This is a genomic window from Roseovarius albus, assembly GCF_900172335.1.
In the GTDB taxonomy this organism is placed as follows: Bacteria; Pseudomonadota; Alphaproteobacteria; order Rhodobacterales; family Rhodobacteraceae; genus Roseovarius; species Roseovarius albus.
The window spans coordinates 133,951-154,809 of sequence record NZ_FWFX01000008.1; the positions used below are offsets into that span (position 1 = coordinate 133,951).

The window sequence follows — 20,859 nt, forward strand, 5'->3', positions numbered from 1 at the left end:
ATTTCTCCTCTCACCCGTTACACACGTTCAATGATGGTAGCCGCACCCATGCCGGATGCGATGCACAGCGTCGCCAGACCAACCTCTTTGTCGGTCCGCTCCAGCTCGTCCAGCAAGGTGCCGATGATGATCGCACCGGTTGCGCCCAAAGGGTGACCCATGGCGATAGAGCCGCCGTTGACGTTGACCAGTTCCGGATCAACATCGAAGGCCTGTTGGAAGCGCAGCACGACCGAGGCGAAAGCCTCGTTCACCTCGAACAGATCAATGTCCGAGATGTTCATACCGCTGTCGGCCAAAATCTTTTGCGTTGCTGGCACCGGGCCAGTCAGCATGATAGTAGGATCAGTACCGATTTTGCAGGTCTGGCGAATGCGTGCGCGCGGTTTGAGCCCGTACTTCTTACCAAACTCAGCATTGCCGATAAGGACCCCAGCGGAACCATCCACGATGCCCGAGCTGTTGCCGGCGTGGTGAATATGGTTGATCTTTTCCAAATGCGGGTACTTGAGTTTGGCCACGGCATCAAAGCCGGGCATGACCTCACCCATCTGCTGGAAGCTGGCGTTCAATGCACCCAGCGCCTGCATGTCGGTGCCGGGACGCATATATTCATCGTGGTCCAGAATGGTCAAACCGTTTTGATCTTTGACGGTGATGACAGATTTTTCAAAACGATTGTCTTTCCAAGCCGCTGCGGCGCGGTTTTGGCTTTCAACAGCCAATGCATCAGCCTGATCGCGGGTGAACCCGTACTCCGTTGCGATGATGTCAGCACTGATGCCCTGCGGGACAAAATACGTGTCCATCGCAATACTCGGATCGACGGCAATCGCCGCTCCATCGCTGCCCATGGCAACGCGGCCCATCATTTCGACACCGCCCGCAATGTATGCTTCGCCTGCACCACCTTTGACCTGATTGGCAGCGAGGTTCACAGCTTCCATACCCGAGGCGCAAAAGCGGTTGATCGCCAGACCGGGAATGGATTCATCCAGATCTGATGCCAAAACGGCAGTCCGTGCAAGACAGCCACCCTGCTCCATCACTTGGGTCACATTGCCCCAGATCACATCTTCAATCGCATGGCCTTCCAGACCATTGCGGTCTTTCAAGGCGTTCATCACCTGTGCAGACAAGCGTGCTGCAGTTACTTCATGTAGCGCGCCGTCTTTGCGGCCCTTGCCACGCGGCGTGCGCACGGCGTCATAGATATAGGCTTCGGTCATGGATTCCTCCTCAATATCAGGCGCGGTCAGCCGGGCTGCCGGGCATCAGGTCGTAGGGATGTTTCCACCCCGGTGTGTTCTCAATGTTGCTGAGCCAGCGGTCGATGTTGGGCCACTCAGCGCGGTCAAAGCCAAACGGCTCGGGGTAAAACAAGTAGCCACAGCAAGACATGTCAGCATTGGTGATTCCGTTGCCAACAATCCAGTCGCGGCCTTCCAGATGCTCATTCAACGCGGTGTAGGCAGCTTTCAGGCGCCCTTGGGTAAATCCGATCACGTCCGCCGGGCGTTTATCCGCAGGCAAAAAGTTCATCAAAAACCGTGTCATTCCAGCCTGAGAGCTGAGCTTGTGATTGTCCCAAAACACCCAGCGCATGACCTCACGCTGCTCTTCGGGTGTCGCACCGCCAAATTTTCCGGTCTTTTCGGTGATGTACATCTGCATGACACCCGATTGCGTCAGTGTCGTATACCCATCCACTAAGACTGGAACCTCGCCCATCACGTTGATCTCGCGAAAGGCATCGGTCCGGGTTTCCCCGCCGAAGAAATCAACGTAGACCGGTTCCCAATCCAATCCGGACAGTTCCAGTGCCAAAGCAGCCTTATAGGCGTTGCCGCTTTCGCCCATGCAGTAAAGCTTGATCGTCATGCTTTCGTTCCCTGTTTTTGATGGGGCGTCACTTTTTGCGCGCCTCCAGTTCCGAATTGAACATCCGCAAGCGATGCCCAAAGGTTTTATCGTCGATCACGCTATCGAAGTTCTCAAAGAGAAAAGAGAGTGCCTCGCCTTCGTCCAACCCAGCCTCTTGTGCAAATCGACGCAGACGGCGGTATCCGTCTTCTGTCATCGCGGTGTTAAAGCGGCGGGTCAGGCGAAAGCGTTTGGGCATTAGATATCCTAGTTTTGGCGGCTCTCAATTCACGGGTAAGTTAGAACTGATCTGCGTCCAGCACCATCACCGGATCTGCGCCGCTTTCAATACGCGCCAAATGCAGTGCTGTCGCAGGTAAACGACGTTTCATGTAATAGCGTCCAGTGGCCAGCTTTGTCTCATAGAACTGTGCATCCGATGTGCCATCATCAAGCGCAGCATGCGCTGCTTTGGCCATCCGTGCCCACATCAGGCCAAGACAAACATGACCAAAAAGGTGCATGAAGTCATAAGACCCAGCCAACGCGTGGTTCGGATTTTTCATGCCGTTTTGCATGAAATACATGCCCGCCGCCTGCAGGTGCTTCGATGCTTCTTTCAATGGATCAAGGAAATCTGCCTTGAGCGCTTCATTACCTTCGTTTTCTTTCAGGAAGGTTTTGATCATATCAAAGAAGGCCATGACATGCTTGCCACCGTCCTGTGCCAGCTTGCGGCCAACCAGATCAAGCGCCTGAACACCGTTGGCTCCTTCGTAGATCATCGCAATGCGTGCATCGCGGGTGAATTGGGACATGCCCCATTCTTCGATATAGCCGTGACCACCATAGACCTGTTGCGCCAGCACGGTCATGTCGTAACCTTCATCCGTCAGGAAGCCTTTGATTACCGGGGTCAGCAGACTGACCAGACCTTCAGCTGCTTCATCACCTCCGCGATGCGATTGGTCGATCATCTGTGATCCCCACAAAAGAAACGCGCGGCCACCTTCGACAAATGATTTTTGATCCATCAACGAGCGGCGAATATCGGGGTGCACGATCAGGGGGTCAGCCGGACCATCTGGGTTTTTATCGCCCGTGACATCGCGACCTTGCAGGCGATCCTTGGCGTATTCCACAGCGTTCTGATAGGCGGCTTCAGCCTGAGCCAGACCCTGCATGCCAACACCAATGCGCGCTTCGTTCATCATGGTGAACATGGCGCGCATACCTTTGTGCTCTTCGCCCAGCAGGTACCCTGTTGCCTCGTCATAGTTCATCACACAGGTCGAGTTACCGTGGATGCCCATTTTCTCTTCGATCTTGCCACATGAGACGCCGTTGCGTTCACCCAGCGATCCATCATCGTTAACCATGAACTTCGGCACGATAAACAGGCTGACCCCTTTGATGCCTTCTGGACCGCCGGGTATCTTGGCCAACACCAAGTGAATGATGTTGTCAGCCATGTCGTGTTCACCAGCCGAGATAAAGATCTTCTGACCAGAGATTCTGTAGCTGCCGTCGCGCTGAGGTTCGGCCTTGGTCCGCATCAGACCCAGATCCGTCCCGCAATGCGGTTCGGTCAGGTTCATCGTGCCAGTCCATTCGCAGGCGGCCATGTTGGGCAAATACTTGGCCTTTTGCTCATCGGTGCCATGTACCAGAATGGCCGAAGCCGCACCGTGAGTGAGACCCTGATACATGGTAAAGGCTTGGTTAGAGCCTGAAAACATTTCCCCCACGGCTGTGCCCAGCAGGTACGGCATGTTCTGACCGCCAAATTCCTCTGGCAGGTCCAGTGCTGTCCAGCCGCCTTCACGAACTTGATCGAAAGCCGCTTTGAAACCAGTTGGTGTTCGCACAACACCATTTTCCATTACGCATCCCTCGGTGTCGCCCACAGTGTTTAGGGGAGCCAGAACTTCAGACGAAATTTTACCGGCTTCTTCAAGAACCGCTGAGGTGAAATCCGCATCCATTTCGGCATAGCCGGGAATGTCAGATTGCGACGCGTTCAAAACGTCATGCAGGATGAATTGCAAGTCGCGGGTTGGGGCGGTGTAGCTGGGCATGTTGGTCTCCCTGGGTACGTTGTTTGGCGTTAGTTATTATTCGGCAGCTTTGGTGCGAAGAGTGGACAAAACACTGTCACCCCACTTGAGTTGCGCCCGCAGATCGGAAATAGCTTCGTTGAGCGTATCACGCTGTTCTTCCAAATCTTTCAGACGCTTGACGGCAATGTCATAAGTCTGGGTTATTTGGGTCAGCTGCTGATCTTCCTTGCTGTAGAGATCCAAAAGTTGGCGGATCTCTTCCAACGTGAATCCAAAGCGCTTGCCTTGCAAAATCAGCTTAAGGCGCGCGCGGTCGCGTTTGGTGAACAGCCGTTTTTGTCCTTCGCGGATCGGCGAAAGCAGCTCTTTGGATTCGTAAAAACGTAAGGTGCGCGGAGTCACATCAAACGCATCACACATCTGTCGAATTGTCATCACATCGTCGGTCATCAGAACATCCATCAATATGTAAAATCACTGGTTACGATCACAGGTAGGCGCAGTCTTACTGCAGACAAGTTAGTTGACGCAGCTTATACGTTACGTAACTTTCACATGAAGATGAAGTTGACGCGATTCGAACGTTACGTCACTTTTAGTGTTGATAAATTTCAAGCTTGAACGGTTCAATGATTTACAACGAATGCCATCAAAATGGCGCAACTGAATAAGAGCAATGTGGCGAGACATAATACAAGCTCACCAACGAAAACCCCTGCGCGCGCTAACGTACAGGGGTACTTTGATTTTGATGTCAGAATCGATCAGACGAAATCGACACAGTTTTCCACCATCGGCATAGCGCTCACACGTAGCTCAGCACTGGCCGCAGCAATGGCATTGGCCAAAGCTGGGGCTGCGGGTGGCACACCTGGTTCGCCGACCCCGGTTGGGGCCTCGGCAGATGGCACGATATGGACATCAATAGCGGCAATGTCACTGATCCGCAGAGGTTCGTAATCGGGGAAGTTATACTGATCAACTGCACCACCTGTAAGGGTGATCTGATCACGCATGACGTGGCCGATACCGTAACCGATTCCCCCCTCCATCTGGGCCTTGATCACATCAGGATTAACCGGCAGGCCACAATCAACGACGCAGGTAACATTCTCGATCTTAACACCGCTATCTGCGTTACCTGAGATCTCGACAACCTCAGCGACATAGGATCCAAAGGATTTATGTACTGCAATGCCCTGCGCACGCCCCTCAGCAACGTTACCCCAACCCGCCTTTTCTGCAGCAAGTTTCAACACAGCCGCTAAACGTTGTTGATCTTTGGTGCCACCAGTTAGATAGCCAAGACGGTATTCAATGGGATCTTGCCCCGCCGCCTTGGCAGCCATGTCCATCATGACCTCCATGACAAAGGCGGTATGGGTATGCCCTACCGACCGCCACCACAGTGTGGTCGTTGCCTTCGGCGTGTCCGTCAAACCAAAAAAGCCATTGGGGATATCATAGGCAGTGTCGGCGGTTCCTTCGACAGAACTATGGTCAATGCCCTCATGGACGATCATTGCTTCAAATGGTGTCCCCTTGATCACCGATTGCCCGGCAATGCGATGTTCCCAGCCCACGATTGCACCATCTGCATCCAGCCCAACACGCACCTTGTGGCCAAAGGCAGGGCGATAGTAACCACTGCGAAGATCGTCTTCACGCGACCAGACCAGTTTCACAGGCCGCGACCGATCCGTCATTGAGAATGCCAAAGCCGCCTCTGTTTGATAGTCTGCATCGGGCGTTGCGCGACGGCCAAAGGAACCGCCCGCCAGCATGGTGTTGATCTGGATTTTCTCCATCGGCAGGCCAAGAATCTGCGACAGGGCAAAGTGCGGCCCTGTCGGCATTTGCGCGCCATCATGCAAGATCACTCCGCCATCTGCTGTTGCTTCAATGGTGCAATTGAGCGGCTCCATCGGCGCATGCGCCAACAGTGGGAAATAGAAGGCCTGCTCTACCACCTGTGCGGCGTCACCAATGGCGGATTGGGTCGCCGCCAGATCGGTCTTGCTCACATTATACTGCGGCTCCGCTTCAAGCGCGGCCATAATCTCTGAATGGATCTCATCTGAACTGCGTGCTTCAGCCGCGTCCAGATCCCATTCAACCTCGAGCGCATCTCGTGCCTGCATCGCGGCCCAGGTAGTTTCGGCATATACCGCAACGCCCGCATTGTTGGGCAGTGTCGCCGCATTAATGTAGCCCATAACCTCCTTCGAGCCATTGTCATCAAAAGAGCGCACCAACCCGCCACGCTGCTCTGGACGTGCAATCATCGCGACCATCTGATTTGGCAGATGCACATCCATGGCAAACTGTGCTGTGCCATTGCCTTTGATCACGCTGTCCACACGGCGCACTTCCGCATTGCCAATCAGGCGAAACTCCGAAGGGTCTTTCAGACGAGGGGCCGCCGGCGCCTCTAGCGAAGACGCTGCTGCGACGAACTCACCCAGTGGTGCCGATTGCTCAGCACCAGTCACCATGCCTTCCTCGATGGACAATGTGGATGCCTCTACACCCCATGACTGTGCTGCGGCAATGATCAACATCTCTCGCGCAGCCGCTCCAGCGGTGCGGTATTGCTGATACGAATTGGCCATCGCGGTCGATCCTCCCGTGCCCTGAAACGGGCCAAAGGCAAGGTTGTTGTAAATCTTGGGGTTGGACGGCGCGAATTCATATTCGATCTGGTCCATTCGCAGGCCGATTTCTTCGGCTATCAAGGTTGAAAGACCGGTGGCAGGCCCCTGCCCTTTTTCAAAATGTTTGATGATGGCCGTCACGGTCCCTTCTGCGTCGATCTTGACGAAGGGATTGAACATTGCCTTGTCACCAGATGCGGCAGCCACGGCACCATCTGGCCGGGAGCCGATGATCAGCACTGCAGCGGTTGCGGCACCACCTCTAAGGAAGTTACGGCGGGTTGTTTGTACGGTCATCTTACGCCTCCAGAATTTCGGATGCGCGCTGAACACCGGCGCGGATGCGTTGATACGTGGCGCAACGACAGGCGTTGCCGTACATGTAATTGTCGATGTCTTCGACCGACGGCTTAGGGTTTTCCGTCAGCAACCCAACCGCGGACATGATCTGACCTGATTGGCAATAACCACATTGCACAACATCCAACTCAACCCAGGCCTGCTGCACAGCCGCTCCAATCTCAGTGTCAGACATCGCCTCAATTGTGGTTATCTCGGACTCGCCCACATCTTCTATGTAGGTCTGACAAGAGCGTACCGGCTCACCATCAACGTGAACGGTGCAGGCTCCGCACGAGGCGACGCCACAACCGAATTTGGTACCGGTCATTTTCAATTCATCTCGGATCACCCACAGAAGCGGAGTACCCGGTTCGGCATCAACGTCATGCGTCTTACCATTTAGGTTTAGAGAGATAGTCATAGGCTGGCCCCCATCTGAAGCGTAAAATTCGTGAGCGGTAAACTGATGCGTTTACACTTAGGGGAATTTATTAACGCTGTAAACTCACAAGTTTACCATTGGATTTGACCGCTCGCTTTTTTTACCGCATATCATAACGTCATGACCGACTGCACCGTGCCAAATTCAGAGAAATACCAGCAGATCATCAATGCTGCCGTGGAGGAATTCCAAGAAAAAGGATTCACTGCCGCCAGCATGGATCGTGTTTCCGCGCGTGCAGAAGTTTCCAAACGGACTGTTTATAAGTACTTTGAAAGTAAAGAAAAACTCTTTCAATCCATCGTAGGTGTATTGTCGGATCGTTTTGCTGACATGATGGATATTCGATACGAACAGGGTCGTCCAATCCGTGACCAACTGGTCGAACTGGCGTGGGTTGAGGGACGGCTTTTGATGTCACCTGATGTCATGGCCATGGCACGGATGGTCATCAGCGAAGTTTTGCGCAACCCGGTGTTGGCAGAAAAGACGCAGGGCAAAATGGACAAAACCCGAGTCTTTGCAGACATGCTTCGTGTCGCGACCGCAGATGGACAGATGAACGTCCCAAACCCCGATGACGCTGGCGTTGAGTTTGTCGGACTAATCAAGGCCAAAGCGTTTTGGCCAGTAATCTTTGGCGCCCCGATCATAACCGAAAAACAGATGGCACAGATTGTCGAAAGCAGTGTCGACATGATGATGAGTCGCTATGGAATACGCTGACCAAGTTAGAAAAGAAACGTTGTTCTTTCAAAGGAATAGGGTAGTGTTCAGTCGTTATCGAAATCACTTATATGCTAGGGCGGTATAGGCCACTTACAGCCTCTGCCATCCCACGCCACAAAGGTCTGATATGCTCAGGTTGCTTGCAGTACTAACACTCTTCTTTGCAGCCCCACTTTATGCGCAAGCTCCCAATTACGTTGGCTCCGAAAACTGTGTGGATTGCCATTCAGACGAAACCGCCGCGTGGGCGACGTCGCATCACGCCAAGGCATGGATGGAGCCAAACCCAGACACTGTTTTAGGTGATTTTAACGACGCTCGATTTGAACATGACGATATGCAGGTTTCTTTCACGAAAGAGGGCGATGAATACAGTATTGCAGTGACTGAAAAGGACGGCACAACAACGTCATATCTCGTCCATTCAGTCGCTGGGGTCGCCCCATTACAACAATACCTGTTGGAAACCGAAGATGGCCGCCAACAAAGTTTCGATGTCACATGGGATGATGTCGAAAAGCGCTGGTATCACTTGTATCCGGATCAGGACCTACCGCCTGATGACGGGTTGCATTGGACTGGCCCTTACAAGACATGGAACGCAAGGTGTGCTGAATGCCATGCCACTGATTATCAGCGGAATTATCAATCAGACACGCGCAGCTACAAATCAACTCAGGCTGAAATTGGAGTTGGTTGCGAGGCCTGCCATGGCCCAGCGTCGGAACACTTGAGATGGACCGCTGACGCAACCGAACGCGCTGAACTCGAGGCCCAAGGATTAGACGTCTACGGTTTTGCCTTTTCTTTTGACAGTGCCAATCCAGAAGCTGGTATTCAACAATGCGCGGGCTGCCATTCGCGGCGCGAGGCGTTGACAAACGGCAACCCCATTCCCGGCACGCCGTTTCACGATACCTACAGATTAGCGCGACTTCGTCCCGGGCTTTACCACGCGGATGGGCAAATTTTGGAAGAGGTTTATGTGTACGGCTCTTTCCTTCAATCAAAAATGTATGCCCGCGGGGTGGGCTGTATGAACTGCCACGACCCACATAAGGCAGAGATCAAGGCTGAAGATAACGCCCTATGCACCCAATGCCATTCAGAAGCTGGAAACACCGATTTTCCAACCCTTTCTCTGAAAGATTATGACACGCCTGATCATCACAAACACCCAAAAAACAGCGAAGGCGCCCAGTGTAAAAACTGCCACATGATCGAACGCACCTATATGGGGATTGATGGGCGGCGCGATCATTCGTTTCGTATTCCGCGCCCGGATTTATTCGAGCAAACTGGTGCACCGGATGCTTGCACGGATTGCCACGCAGATCAAACTCCGGATTGGGCCGCAAAAGCCATTGCTGACTGGCATCCCGGTTCACATAATCGCGGGCCACATTATGGAACAGTCTTTGCACAGGCGCAGGTCGATCCTGACTTGGTGGGGAAAGATCTGCAATCGATTGCACTTGATCCTGAACAAGCCGGCATTGTCCGAGCGACTGCTCTCTATCTTTTGCAGCCCGCCGCAGACGAGGGTTCAGCAACCATCCTGGCCTCGCTGCTCAAAGACCCTGATCCTCTCGTGCGCGAAAGTGCCGCTGAGTTTCAAAGCCACGCCGCACCGGTGGCACGGCTCGCTCGTCTGCTGCCGCTGTTAGAGGATCCACTCCGTGCAGTGCGCACTGCTGCGGCAAAGCAACTTCTGAACGTCTCTCCTGCGCTCATGCAGCCGGCAGAACGGCAGCTTCTTGTTCAAAGTATGGATGAATGGCAGGAATCGATGTCCACTCGCTTGGATTTCCCAGAAACTCACCTCGTGCTCGGCGGCATGGCCTTGACCATGCGCAACGCCGCCGCCGCAGCGCAAGCCTTCGGAGAAGTCGTACGATTGGACCCCCAGCGTGCCGAAGCCTGGTCAATGCTGGTGCGGTTGGCGCATATCAGTGGTGGTGCACATGACGCTTTAGCGGTTGTCGATCAAGCGCTGACATATTTGCCAAATGATCCAGTATTGCGCGGGTTGAAGGATGAGCTCGGACAATAAAAATACCTCAGCTCTATCCAGAGCCGAGGTATCTATAGAGTATTGGATGTCGCTTAGAAATCCAGGTTTTCAACGCTCAGCGCGTTCTTCTGAATGAACTCTCGACGTGGCTCAACCACATCGCCCATCAATTTGGTAAAGAGATCATCCGCTTCGGCCACATCATCAATCTTGACCTGCAACAAAGTTCGCGCGTCGGGATCTAGTGTGGTCTCCCACAGCTGATCCGGATTCATTTCACCCAAGCCTTTGTAGCGCTGCAACGACAGTCCCTTTTCACCTTCCGTAAGGATCGCGTTTAGCAGGTTCAGCGGACCATGAATATTTTGGCTACGTTCTTTACGCACCAAGGAAGACGGTAAATTATACACGTCGTACAGCGTTTCCGTCATCTGGCCCAGCTTCCGCGCTTCGGCGGAACGTAATGCTGTTCCATCCAATGTACGCACCTCTTCAACACCGCGCAGCATGCGGGTGAGGCGAATGCCGTGATCCTGTGTCGGGCGGCCAGCCCAACCGCGCTCGTACTCCAAGGCAATCAGGTCAAGGCGCGCAGCAACAGCATCGGCCACACTTTGCAAGTCTCCATCAACTTTGCCCGGCGAAAACGCCCCGGCAATGGCAGCCTGTTCCAGTATGTGGCGCGGATAATGGGTTGGGAATGCATCGAGCACCCGACTGACCTGACGTGCCTCATCGACAACACGCAGCAGGTCCTGCCCTACAATTTCCTCTCCCGAACCCAAACGCAACACAGCATCATCGCTGCCTTGTGCAATCAGATAATCATCAAGCGCTGGCTGATCCTTCAGATACACCTCGGACTTGCCCCGGCTCACTTTGAACAACGGTGGCTGTGCAATATAGAGGTAACCCCCTTCAATCAACTCGGGCATTTGGCGATAGAAGAACGTCAACAGCAGCGTCCGAATGTGTGCACCGTCCACGTCGGCATCAGTCATGATGACGATCTTATGATAGCGCAGTTTTTCGATGTTAAATTCATCCCGGCCAATGCCGGTGCCCAAGGCCATCACCAGATTACCAATTTCCTGACTGCCAAGCATCCGGTCAAACCGCGCACGTTCCACATTCAAGATTTTACCACGCAGGGGCAGAACCGCCTGCGTTGAACGGTCACGCCCAGTCTGAGCAGATCCGCCAGCAGAATCGCCCTCCACCAGGAAGACTTCGGTTTTGGACGGGTCTTTTTCAGAGCAATCCTTAAGCTTGCCCGCCAGATAGTTCACGTCCATGGCCGTTTTGCGGCGGGTCAGCTCGCGCGCCTTGCGTGCAGCCTCACGCGCCAGCGCCGCCTCGATGATCTTGCCGACAATGACCTTGGCTTCATTGGGGTTCTCTTCAAACCATTCTGACAGCTTTTCGTTCACCAACCCTTCGACAGCTGGGCGCACTTCTGAGCTGACAAGCTTGTCTTTGGTCTGGCTGGAAAACTTCGGGTCAGGTACTTTGACGGACAACACACAAGTCAGGCCCTCGCGCGCGTCATCACCCGTGAAATTTACCTTCTCCTTTTTGGCGATACCGCTTTTTTGAGCGTAGTTATTAATGGTCCGTGTCAACGCACCGCGAAAACCGGCCATGTGCGTACCGCCATCCCGCTGCGGGATGTTGTTGGTAAAGGGTAGCACCGTTTCGTGGTAGCTATCGTTCCACCACATCGCAACTTCGACGCCGATGTCATCTTTTTCGCCCGTGATGAAAATCGGATCCGTCATGACGGACGACTTGTGGCGATCCAGATATTTGACGAATTCGCGCACACCGCCATCGTAATGCAACTCTGTATTAAGGTGCTCTGCATGGCGCTCATCCGTCAGGATGATCCGCACGCCCGAGTTCAGGAATGCCAGTTCACGCAAGCGCTTTTCAAGCGTATCGAAACTGTACTCCAGATTGGAAAATGTGTCGGTCGAGGCCATGAATCGTACCTCGGTGCCTTTTCGGCCATTGGCATCACCCACAATGCGCAGGGATTCGACAGTATCGCCGCCCTCGAACTTGGCATAGTGTTCTTTGCCGTTCCGCCAGATCCGCAATTCCAGCCAGTCAGATAGGGCATTCACAACTGAAACCCCCACACCGTGCAGACCTCCAGAGACCTTGTAAGAGTTGCTGTCGAACTTACCGCCTGCATGCAGTTGGGTCATAATGACCTCTGCCGCTGAAACACCCTCTTCCTCATGCATGTCGACGGGAATACCACGCCCATTGTCGCTCACGGAAACGGATGAATCGGCGTGTATCGTCACCGTCACGGCATCCGCGTGCCCGGCCAAAGCCTCGTCAATACCATTATCGACAACCTCGTAAACCATGTGGTGCAGACCCGACCCGTCATCGGTGTCACCGATGTACATGCCGGGTCGCTTTCGAACCGCCTCTAAGCCCTTGAGAACTTTAATGGAATCTGCGCCATATTCTTCCGGCGTCGGGGCTGCTTCGGACATGAATGTCATTCCTCGTATTTTTGTAATTTTATACGATTTTCTAGGGGGAATGTCACGTGTCAGCCACAAGATTTTGCGCCGTTCGGCGCCAATCAAAATATCGAATCTAATCGCATTTCTAAGTTAATAATGGGAGGTTCGAATTCCCCATCAGTTCTTGAGAATTTCATACACCAACAGCTTATCGTTGAGGCCTTCAATCTCCGCCAGCCAGGCGGCTTTCCCACCAGCGGCAAGTCGCGTGCCAAAGGAATCTTTAGAGCCGTATACTCCATTTCGACATAGCAGCAGATAATCTGCATTTGTCCGTCGCGTCGCCTCTAGAAGTGCGGTTTCGTCTTTCTCGAACGGCAAGGCACCATCGCGAAAAGCATCCGGGCTACGGTGATATGGCCCGGTCATCACTGAATGAGAGGTTAGTAACAGGATCGGGGCACTAAAGTTAGCCGACGCAAACACATTACCGGCCGGAATCTTGTTTAACTCTCGCAACAATTCAGGCTCTCGACAGGTTTCAATCGCAACAGTTCGGACAAGATTCGAGGAAGCTTCCTCAGTTCCGCCTTTCTTTGCTGAATTTAAGAGCAGAGCAACACTGGGGGACACAACAACGACCAGAAGAGGGATGAGAAGAACCATTGCTCGCTTGCTGTCCCCGTCACGGCAAGCATTCATGAAAGCGGCAAGCGAAAATCCAATCAACATCGGGATCACCGATGCCGCCAACAAGATCAGGCGAATTTGCGACAAGCTCGCAATCACGCCAAGCCACGCAAACAACAACAAAATACCCAAACGCCCAGTGGTAGCACGGTCTTCGTGCTGCATGTGCAATCGGCAGCCCCAGATAATTGTAGTTAAGACAGTTATGACCACGGTTGGTATCGCGATTGTAAACGCAGATGATCGCCCTTCAACAATGGTTAGAACCGCAGAGTGTCCTTCTGTGACACGGTAGCGAATGATATCAATAACATCCTGCGGCAGGCTGCCATATGGCCCTGCAAAGCAAGGTTCAATTAAAGGATAGAGAAGCAAAATACCCAAACCACACAACCCGACAAAGACAACCGCCCGCGCAAAATGATGGGCAAGATTCGCTGCAGCAAGCGCATAAACAACACAAATCCCCGCTCCAACTCCGGCAATTGATACATAAGGTACGGACAATTCATCGCAGTGCTTCAATCCCCACTCTGAACTCGGGGACTGCCCTAAGAACAGCAACGCACTGCCTAATGCAACAGCAACACTGAATGCCAATAGCTGCGATACAGCATGCTCGTATTGCAACAAAGCGCGCACGACAAGCAGCCCAGCAAACAAAGCGATAACCAACAAAGCCTCGAGGCCAACAGCCAAAGATAGGGCGGCTGCAAGTCCACCCAACAAACCTCGCCCAATTGCGAGGCCCGGCAAAACAGCTGTGAACGTCATAACGGTCATCAGCAGAATCTGAACATTGTGATGATCCAGACGCACGCCAGAGAAATACTCGCTCCCGGTTACTGACCAAAGCAGAAGCGCCATCAACGAGGTTGCACCGACTAAGGGCCCAAACATTTTGCGCGCGCTGTATCCCGTTAACAGTGCAAGCAGAATGAACAAAAACGCTGGCCAAAGAACAATCCCGACCGACATGGCCTGATCCAACGTTAAAACCCAAGTTAACGGCCAGATTAACGCTGCGATTCCAAGATCAACATAGCGGGACCAATGCAAGTCCAACCCCTCGGGAGGGAGCATTCTGTATTGACGAATGTCATACCAATCTTGGCCGTTCATCCAGTCCTGCACAGATAGAAAGCGCATGATGTCGTCGTTGCCAGACATCGATAGAGTATCAACGGCCGACAGGCCCGCAAAAATGGCAACGGTAACTCGGACCCCGATCACAAGAGCAAGTACAATCTTGAAAATCTTTTCATCAGATGGGTTTAGCGCAAATGCATTCATTATCGTGCGGGTCTCAATAATCAGTATGAGTTGGTGTTAAAGTTCAGAAAACTTCGGCGTATTTATGACGCAAATAAGCATGAGATCAACATTCGGCATCTGTGCACCAAACCACGGGATTACCCCGGGCTCGCCTCAATTTCGCCCGTCTCAGCACTATCATCTTAATGAAACGCTGACTTGAATCATTTGTACAAATCACAGTGCGTGGGGCATGAACACGATGAGCAACGTCGTATCTGATTTTTTTACCAAAGCCAAAACGGACGCACCCTTCATGGGCCTGTCTCTCGCAGTATTAGTCCCATGCTATAACGAAGGGGCCGCGATTGCGACGGTCGTTAAGGACTTCAAGTACCATTTGCCGACAGCGGACATCTATGTCTACGACAATAATTCAATGGACGATACAATTGCCCAAGCGCGCGCAGCGGGCGCAATCGTGCGTAGTGAACCTCGGCAGGGCAAAGGCCACGTGGTACGCCGGATGTTCTCCGATGTGGATGCAGATGTCTACATCATGGTTGATGGCGATGACACATACGATGCATCCAAAGCTCCAGACATGATCAGCGAGATGATTGAAGAAGGTTTGGATCTGGTCAATGGAGTGCGTATCGCCGAAAGCACATCTGCATATCGACCTGGACACAAGTTCGGCAACAAAATGCTGTCAGGGATTGTACAGGCAATTTTTGGTCGCGGGACGACCGACATGCTCTCGGGTTATCGTGTGTTTTCCAACCGATTTGTCAAAACCTTTCCCATGATGTCGCGTGGGTTTGAGGTTGAGACAGAACTGACGGTTCATGCGCTGGAACTTCAAATGCCAATCGGCGAGATCCACGGTAGTTTCAAGGATCGCGCAGAAGGGTCGGAAAGCAAACTCAACAGCATTCGTGATGGGGTCCGTATTCTGAAAACCATTGCCCGTCTTTGGTCACAAGAGCGTCCTTTCGCGGTTTTGGGCAGCGCAGCCGCAATCTTCGCTTTGGTATCGTTGATACTTGCTGCCCCAGTGTTCGTTGAATACTTCCAAACGGGATTGGTTCCGCGCCTGCCCACAGCCGTCTTGTCCGCAACGATGATGAGCATCGCCTTTTTGCTTGCTCTTGTCGGTCGCATTCTAGATCTGATCACCAAAGGCCGACAAGAAAGCAAACGCATGCAATATTTGGCTGTGCCAGGTGTTTTGTCTGAAGCTCAAACGCGCAGGCGTGCCCAGAGCAATGACTGATCTGCCCCACCAACGGCGCCTCTTTGACTGGCCTGTGGCCCGGTTTCTGGTGATTGGCAGCCTCGGCTTTATCGTGGATGCAAGCGTTTTACTTGTCTTGATACTTTGTGGCGGCGATGCCTATGTTTCTCGCCTGATCAGCTTTGCCGCTGCGGTTATCGTAACGTGGTGGGGTAACCGAACATGGACGTTCAGAGAGCGTGTTGATCAACCTAAATACAAAGAGCTTTCTGCCTACTTTCTCGTTCAAACCTGTGGCGCCGGTATTAATTACGGTATTTATGCATTGGTGTTGTTTTGGATCGGCACTAGTCCCTTGCAGGTACTAGTTGCCTTGGCCTGCGGCTCTGTTACTGCTCTATTTTTCAATTTTTTTGGCGCAAAGAATGCTGTTTTCCATTCAGGGTCACATTGAGTCTTCGCCCGTAACTTCGATCGGTTGCGCTCGCTCCGACAATTCCGAAAACAGCTCTTCTCCTGTTCCGGTCATCCAAGCCTGCGCTCCCAAAGCGCAAAGCTCGTCGTACAGCGCGGCGCGACGGTTGGCGTCCAGATGTGCCGCGACTTCGTCTAATAAGAGAATCGGCGGTGCGCCAAAATCGCGAGCTAATGCGCGGGCATTGGCTAAGATCAGCGACACTAACAATGCTTTTTGTTCCCCAGTGGAACAATCTCGGGCGGGTACGCCCTTGGCCGCATACACCCCGTAAAGGTCGGCACGATGCGGGCCAACAAGAGTGCGCCCCGCCGCCAGATCGCGAAACCGACTTTCGGATAATGCTTCCCGAAAATCGGATTCGGTTTCTGGCATCTCGCCTTCGCTCATCGTCAGTTCAAGGTCCGCCGCAGGAAATGAGGTTTCTGCCTGGGCCTGCGCAGTCTGCAATTGCTCCAAGGCAAACATGCGATTTCGGTGGATCGCAAGGCCCGCCTCCGCCATCTGCCGTTCCAGTGCCACATACCAATGTCCGTCACGCACTTGATCCTTCAACAAGCGGTTGCGTTCGCGCATAGCCTTTTCATAGGCCAGTGACGCTTCTGCATGCGAAGGATCAAAGCTGAGAGTCATTCGGTCCAGAAACCGCCGCCGCCCTTCGGCACCTTCGATCCAAAGCCGGTCCATGGACGGGATCAGCCACAATACCCGCGCGATCCGCCCCAGTGCCATTTGTGATGCAGCCTTCCCATCAATGCGCACCTGCCGGGCAGAGCCATTCTCTGACCAGATTTCGATCTCGTGTACTTGATGTAGGGAATGAAGGATTCCGGTCAGCTTCCAGCCCAAATCATCGGGATGCCGCGCCATATCCTGCGCTGACGCCCGGCGTATTCCCCGGCCCGGAGAAAATAGCGAGACCGCCTCCAGAATATTGGTTTTTCCAGCTCCGTTGGGTCCGTGTATGGCAATCGGGCGTTGATCCAGCGTCAGCGTCGCGGATTTATGCGAGCGAAAGTACGACAGCGTCAGGGCAGAGAGGTAAAGTCCCGGCATGCCGCCCCTTCATCTTTCTTAAGATACTCCCGCCGAAGATATCCAACCGCGGTCAAACGCGCATCGGCATAACCACATAAACCGCCGTGGTATCATTGCCTTCACGCATCAACGTCGGATCACCGGAAGAATTGAACATAAAGACCGCGTTTTCACGATCAACCTGGCTGGCGATTTCAAGCAGGTACTTGGCATTGAAACCTATTTCCAGACGCTCATCACCGTATGCCACCGCAAGCTCTTCCTCCGCCGCACCGCTATCTGGCGCGTTAACGGAAAGGATCAGACGGTCCTCATCCAGCGCCAGCTTAACTGCACGAGAACGTTCCGAGCTCACGGTTGCCACACGGTCCACCGCTTTTGCAAACTCAGCGGCGTCAACTTCCAACCGTCGGGTGTTGCCCTGCGGAATGACGCGTGTGTAATCAGGGAATGTGCCGTCGATCACCTTTGATGTCAGAGTGATGTCCGGTGTCGCAAAGCGGATCTTGGTCTCGGAAACGGAAACGGCGATTTTCATCTCGTCGTCATCCAGCAGCTTGCGCAATTCGCCAACGGTTTTGCGTGGCACAATCACGCCCGGCATGTCACTCGCTCCATCGGGCAGATCGCTATCAATGCGGGCCAGGCGATGTCCATCGGTCGCCACGCAACGCAGCACCTTGCCGCCATCGGCGTCAGAGACATGCATGTAAACGCCGTTCAGGTAGTAACGTGTTTCTTCAGTCGAGATCGCGAACTTCGACTTATCGAACAGACGGCGCAGCTCTGGTGCTTTGGCACTAAAGTTACTGGCATATTCTGAGGATGCCATGACCGGAAAGTCTTCTTTCGGCAAAGTTGCTAAGCTGAAGTTCGAGCGCCCTGCGTCCACTGTCAGACGGCCAGTGGCGGCATCGGCGGTCAGATTAACCAGTGCACCGTCAGGAAGTTTACGCACAATCTCGTGTAGCAAAACGGCAGAAACGGTTGTCGCCCCGGCTTGTTCAACTTTGGCCGGGGCCTTGTCGACCACCTCGATATCCAGATCCGTAGCGCGGAAGTGGACAGCATCACCTTCGGCTTCGATCAGGACGTTCGCCAAAATTGGAATGGTGTTGCGTCGCTCGACAACAGATTGCGCCTGACTAACTGCCTTGAGCAGCGTTGCGCGCTCGATGCTGAGTTTCATGCCCTCACTCCCTTACAGGTCACGGTTTGATACCGGGAGGGGCAAGTTATCACCTTCCCCGACCGGCTCAAGTCTTTTCTTTTGTAGAGTTTTCAGCCCATTTGCCTTGATGGTCAAGGGGGTCGCGGCCTCAGCCTTCAAGAGTGCGGCGCAGAAGCTCCAGATCTTCGGCAATCTGGGCGTCTTGCGTGCGCAGTTCTTCGATGCGCTTCACCCCATGCATGACGGTGGTGTGGTCACGGCCACCGAAACGACGGCCGATTTCCGGCAGCGAGCGGCTGGTCATCTGCTTGCACAGATACATTGCCACCTGACGCGGGCGCGCAAAGTTGCGCAGGCGCTTGGGACCGATCATATCCGACAACCGGATGTTGTAATGATCCGAGACTTGGCGTTGGATTTCTTCCACCGAAATTTTGCGTTCAGAGGCGCGCAGTACGTCGGCCAAACAATCTTGTGTCAGTTCGAGCGTGATTTCATGACCAACCAGAGAGGCAAAGGCGAACAGACGGGTCAGCGCGCCCTCAAGCACGCGCACGTTGGTGCTGATGCGATGCGCAAGAAATTCAAGCACGCCATCAGCCATTTTCAAATCAGGATACTGCCGGAAGAATTGATCAGTTTTAGTTTGAAGAATACCAAGGCGCAATTCGTAGTCGGTCGGGTGCAGGTCAACAACAAGGCCGCATTGCAGGCGTGACTTGATGCGCTCTTCCAGATTCTGGATTTCACCCGGCGCACGATCTGCCGAAATGATGATCTGCTTGTTCTGATCCACAAGTGCGTTAAAGGTGTGAAAGAATTCTTCCTGCGTGCTGTCCTTGCCCGCGATGAACTGCACATCATCCACCATAAGCACGTCAACCGAACGAAACATTTCCTTGAAGTCCATCATCTTGCGATCACGCAGGGCCTGAACAAAGCGATACATGAATTGTTCGGCCGACAAATAAACCACGTTCAGATCAGGACGGCGGGTCTTCAACTCCCATGCGATGGCATGCATCAGGTGGGTTTTCCCAAGGCCAACCCCACCATACAAAAACAGCGGATTGAAGGTGACTGGGCCACCTTCCGCGACACGTTTAGCAGCAGCATGAGCCAGTTCGTTGGGTTTGCCTACAACGAAACTGTCAAAAGTAAAACGTGCATCAAGCGGTGCAGTCGGAACCTGGTTTTCATCAGCAGTTGCCGCAACCGGTTCAGGTTCCGCGGCCTTGGGTTCAGGCTTTGGCGTGGCAGTGGTGTTGGCCGCAGTCTGGAATTGGATCCGACGCACATCAGGGGCCAGGCTATTAACATGATAGAGGATCAGATCGCCAAAGTTTTGCGACACATAATTGCCCAAAAAAACTGTTGGCACGGCAAAGGTCACAACGCCGTCAGCGATATACGACAGTTCAAGCGGCTCAATCCAATTCTTAAAATTATTTTTCCCGACAGATGCGAGAAGATTTTGTTTCAATTGGCCCCATTGTTCTTTTGTCATATCCACCGTTCCGCAAGCTTCGTTTCACGACCACAAATTTATGATGGGCCATACGCACGGCCCAAAGGTTATTGGCAAATCATGACATTGAAGCGGAAAACCACATCTTTATCGGCCGCCATAGCAGCCGAATGGTAAAGATTTCATTTCCCGATCGGGTCAGACACGGTGGAATTCTAAAACACTGCGAATAGTCCCCAAGACGCCGCGCGAATTTATAACTGCCGTGCATTCCCGTTGGACATAGCCTAGCCGAAGCTAAACTTGACACAGTACACACCCCATATGAGCTTGGCTCGTGCGGTTGAATGCGCTGCTTGTCCCCCCAAGCGTGAATCGCTGAACCGAAACTAGCAATTTGAATCGGCTCCGGGCAACTGATCTTCGCGCTTGACAGGTCGATTGATCAAAAAGAATCTCTTGGCCGCAGATTCCGTTGCCTACATGCAAAAGGCACCGCAAAATGCGATGCCTCTTTCATATCGACCTTGACAGGCTGATGATGCGATTCTGTTTAGCCCAGCGCTTTGACGCGCGCGGACAGGCGTGACACTTTGCGCGACGCAGTGTTTTTGTGGAAGACGCCTTTGGAAACACCGCGCATCAGCTCAGGCTGAGCAGCGCGCAGAGCGGCAGTTGCCGCGTCTTTGTCGCCAGAAGCAATCGCTTCTTCGACTTTACGCAGATGTGTACGGATACGGGAGCGGCGCGCTTTGTTAACGGCCAGACGACGCTCGTTCTGACGAGCGCGTTTCTTTGACTGAGGCGTGTTTGCCATGGATGAGGTCCTTCTCGGGTTCTCTATATTCTCAATAGCGCTAAAACGTCCCGAACCGGCAGACCAACCGGTGATTCTGGCCAGAGCGGGCCGCACGCGCATGTATTGATGCGCCGTATAGA

General features: G+C 53.3%; 17 protein-coding genes. 4 read left to right on the plus strand and 13 right to left on the minus strand.

What is annotated here, in order from left to right:
• Positions 1-17: 17 nt before the first annotated feature.
• The 7 genes from ROA7450_RS13480 to ROA7450_RS13510 form a co-directional block, all read right to left on the minus strand.
• On the minus strand, positions 18-1,229 hold the full coding sequence (locus ROA7450_RS13480) for an acetyl-CoA C-acetyltransferase (RefSeq protein WP_085806374.1): 1,212 nt from the start codon (positions 1,227-1,229) through the stop codon (positions 18-20).
• A gap of 16 nt (positions 1,230-1,245) precedes the next feature.
• Positions 1,246-1,881: a glutathione S-transferase family protein gene (locus ROA7450_RS13485; RefSeq protein ID WP_085806375.1), complete on the minus strand. Its 636-nt coding sequence runs from the start codon at positions 1,879-1,881 to the stop codon at positions 1,246-1,248.
• A 28-nt stretch (positions 1,882-1,909) separates the two neighbouring features.
• Entirely contained in the window at positions 1,910-2,122 is a 213-nt protein-coding gene (locus ROA7450_RS13490) for a hypothetical protein (protein ID WP_085806376.1), read from the minus strand.
• A gap of 40 nt (positions 2,123-2,162) precedes the next feature.
• Positions 2,163-3,941 (minus strand): acyl-CoA dehydrogenase C-terminal domain-containing protein, encoded by a 1,779-nt coding sequence (locus ROA7450_RS13495; protein ID WP_085806377.1) that lies wholly within the window; start codon positions 3,939-3,941, stop codon positions 2,163-2,165.
• A gap of 36 nt (positions 3,942-3,977) precedes the next feature.
• Entirely contained in the window at positions 3,978-4,373 is a 396-nt protein-coding gene (locus tag ROA7450_RS13500; protein WP_085806437.1) for a MerR family transcriptional regulator, read from the minus strand.
• A 314-nt stretch (positions 4,374-4,687) separates the two neighbouring features.
• Positions 4,688-6,874 (minus strand): xanthine dehydrogenase family protein molybdopterin-binding subunit, encoded by a 2,187-nt coding sequence (locus tag ROA7450_RS13505; protein WP_085806378.1) that lies wholly within the window; start codon positions 6,872-6,874, stop codon positions 4,688-4,690.
• 1 nt (position 6,875) lies between these two features.
• Entirely contained in the window at positions 6,876-7,340 is a 465-nt protein-coding gene (locus ROA7450_RS13510; RefSeq protein WP_085806379.1) for a (2Fe-2S)-binding protein, read from the minus strand.
• A gap of 141 nt (positions 7,341-7,481) precedes the next feature.
• On the opposite strand from ROA7450_RS13510, the gene ROA7450_RS13515 reads away from it, so the two are divergent.
• Entirely contained in the window at positions 7,482-8,087 is a 606-nt protein-coding gene (locus ROA7450_RS13515; RefSeq protein WP_085806380.1) for a TetR/AcrR family transcriptional regulator, read from the plus strand.
• Between the two features lie 130 nt (positions 8,088-8,217).
• Positions 8,218-10,143 carry a multiheme c-type cytochrome gene (locus ROA7450_RS13520; RefSeq protein ID WP_085806381.1) on the plus strand — a complete coding sequence of 642 codons (1,926 nt, stop codon included), beginning with the start codon at positions 8,218-8,220 and terminating at the stop codon, positions 10,141-10,143.
• Between the two features lie 53 nt (positions 10,144-10,196).
• On the opposite strand, the gene gyrB is transcribed toward ROA7450_RS13520, so the two are convergent.
• Together gyrB and ROA7450_RS13530 are read right to left on the minus strand one after the other, a co-directional pair.
• A complete protein-coding gene (gene gyrB, locus ROA7450_RS13525; RefSeq protein ID WP_085806382.1) occupies positions 10,197-12,614 on the minus strand; it encodes a DNA topoisomerase (ATP-hydrolyzing) subunit B in 2,418 nt (805 codons plus the stop codon).
• Positions 12,615-12,764: 150 nt separating this feature from the next.
• A complete protein-coding gene (locus tag ROA7450_RS13530; protein WP_085806383.1) occupies positions 12,765-14,570 on the minus strand; it encodes a hypothetical protein in 1,806 nt (601 codons plus the stop codon).
• Positions 14,571-14,784: 214 nt separating this feature from the next.
• Here ROA7450_RS13530 and ROA7450_RS13535 point away from each other — a divergent pair, with 214 nt between their 5' ends.
• Positions 14,785-15,807: a glycosyltransferase family 2 protein gene (locus tag ROA7450_RS13535; RefSeq protein ID WP_234999521.1), complete on the plus strand. Its 1,023-nt coding sequence runs from the start codon at positions 14,785-14,787 to the stop codon at positions 15,805-15,807.
• Entirely contained in the window at positions 15,800-16,222 is a 423-nt protein-coding gene (locus ROA7450_RS13540) for a GtrA family protein (RefSeq protein WP_085806385.1), read from the plus strand. The genes ROA7450_RS13535 and ROA7450_RS13540 overlap by 8 nt, the downstream gene beginning before the upstream one ends.
• Here ROA7450_RS13540 and recF read toward each other — a convergent pair.
• From recF to rpsT, 4 genes are all read right to left on the minus strand, one after another.
• Positions 16,214-17,299: a DNA replication/repair protein RecF gene (recF, locus tag ROA7450_RS13545; RefSeq protein ID WP_085806386.1), complete on the minus strand. Its 1,086-nt coding sequence runs from the start codon at positions 17,297-17,299 to the stop codon at positions 16,214-16,216. The genes ROA7450_RS13540 and recF overlap by 9 nt on opposite strands.
• Positions 17,300-17,351: 52 nt before the next feature.
• Positions 17,352-18,470, minus strand: a complete 1,119-nt coding sequence (gene dnaN, locus ROA7450_RS13550; RefSeq protein WP_085806387.1) for a DNA polymerase III subunit beta — start codon at positions 18,468-18,470, stop codon at positions 17,352-17,354.
• A 130-nt stretch (positions 18,471-18,600) separates the two neighbouring features.
• A complete protein-coding gene (dnaA, locus tag ROA7450_RS13555) occupies positions 18,601-19,959 on the minus strand; it encodes a chromosomal replication initiator protein DnaA (protein ID WP_085806388.1) in 1,359 nt (452 codons plus the stop codon).
• Between the two features lie 514 nt (positions 19,960-20,473).
• The gene (gene rpsT / locus ROA7450_RS13560; RefSeq protein WP_085806389.1) at positions 20,474-20,737 is read right to left on the minus strand and encodes a 30S ribosomal protein S20; all 264 of its coding nucleotides are present in this window, start codon (positions 20,735-20,737) and stop codon (positions 20,474-20,476) included.
• Positions 20,738-20,859: the final 122 nt, after the last annotated feature.